Source organism: Streptomyces minutiscleroticus (assembly GCF_014650875.1).
Taxonomy (GTDB): Bacteria; Actinomycetota; Actinomycetes; order Streptomycetales; family Streptomycetaceae; genus Streptomyces; species Streptomyces minutiscleroticus.
In genome coordinates, this window is record NZ_BMVU01000186.1 from 1 (window position 1) to 1569 (window position 1569).

Annotated in this window: 1 protein-coding gene; it reads right to left on the reverse strand. The window is 70.3% G+C overall.

The window, feature by feature from the left end; translation table 11 throughout:
• The coding region (locus tag IE271_RS40855; protein WP_190195472.1) for an acyl-CoA mutase large subunit family protein at window positions 1-1569 on the reverse strand (1569 nt) is incomplete at its 5' end.

Here is a 1569-nt window from a genome sequence, read left to right on the forward strand (position 1 = left end):
TCAGAAGGCGTCGCTCGGCACGTAGGTGCCCCAGACCTCGCGCAGGGCGTTGCACACCTCGCCGACCGTGGCGCGGGCGCGCAGGGCGTCCTTCATCGGGTACAGGACGTTGTCCTCGCCCGCGGCGGCCTTCTTCAGGGCGGCCAGGGCGGTGTCGACGGCCTGCTGGTCGCGCTCCGCGCGGAGCCTGGCGAGGCGTTCGGCCTGCTGGGCCTCGATGGCGGGGTCGACGCGCAGGGGCTCGTAGGGTTCTTCCTCGTCGAGCTGGAAGCGGTTGACGCCGACCACGACGCGCTCGCCGGCGTCGGTCTCCTGGGCGATGCGGTAGGCGTTGCGCTCGATCTCGGCCTTCTGGAAGCCGTGCTCGATGGCGGCCACCGCGCCGCCCAGCTCCTCCACCCGGTCCATCAGCGCCACGATCGCGGCCTCGACGTCGTCGGTCATCCGCTCCACCACATAGGAGCCGGCGAACGGGTCCACGGTGGCGGTCACGTCGGTCTCGTGGGCCAGCACCTGCTGGGTGCGCAGCGCCAGCCGCGCGGACTTGTCCGTGGGCAGCGCGATGGCCTCGTCGAAGGAGTTGGTGTGCAGCGACTGCGTGCCCCCAAGCACCGCCGCCAGCCCCTGCACCGCCACCCGCACCAGGTTGACCTCGGGCTGCTGGGCGGTCAGCTGCACCCCCGCGGTCTGGGTGTGGAAACGCAGCATCAGCGACTTGGGATTCCTGGCGCCGAACTCCTCACGCATCACCCGCGCCCAGATCCGCCGCGCGGCCCGGAACTTGGCCACCTCCTCCAGCAGCGTGGTGCGCGCCACGAAGAAGAACGACAGCCGCGGCGCGAAGTCGTCCACGTCCATCCCGGCCGCCACCGCGGTGCGCACGTACTCGATGCCGTCCGCCAGCGTGAAGGCGATCTCCTGCGCCGGGCTCGCCCCCGCCTCGGCCATGTGGTAGCCGGAGATGGAGATGGTGTTCCACCGCGGGATCTCCGCGCGGCAGTACTGGAAGATGTCCGCGATCAGCCGCAGGCTCGGCTTGGGCGGAAAGATGTAGGTGCCGCGCGCGATGTACTCCTTGAGCACGTCGTTCTGGATCGTGCCCGTCAGCTTCTCCGCCGCCACCCCCTGCTCCTCGGCCACCAGCTGGTACAGCAGCAGCAACAGCGCGGCCGGAGCGTTGATCGTCATCGACGTGGACACCTGGTCCAGCGGGATCCCGCCGAACAGCACCCGCATGTCGTCGATGGAGTCGACGGCCACCCCGACCTTGCCCACCTCGCCGTGCGCGATCGGCGCGTCCGAGTCGTGGCCCATCTGGGTGGGCAGGTCGAAGGCGACCGACAGCCCCATCGTGCCATTGGCGATCAGCTGCTTGTAGCGGGCGTTGGACTCCGACGCCGTGCCGAACCCGGCGTACTGCCGCATCGTCCACGGCCGGCCCGTGTACATCGTCGGATACACACCCCGCGTGAACGGATACGCCCCCGGCTCCCCCAGCTTCTCCACCGGATCCCACCCCGCAAGGGCCTCCGGACCGTAGACCGGCTCGATGGGCAGACCGGACTCCGA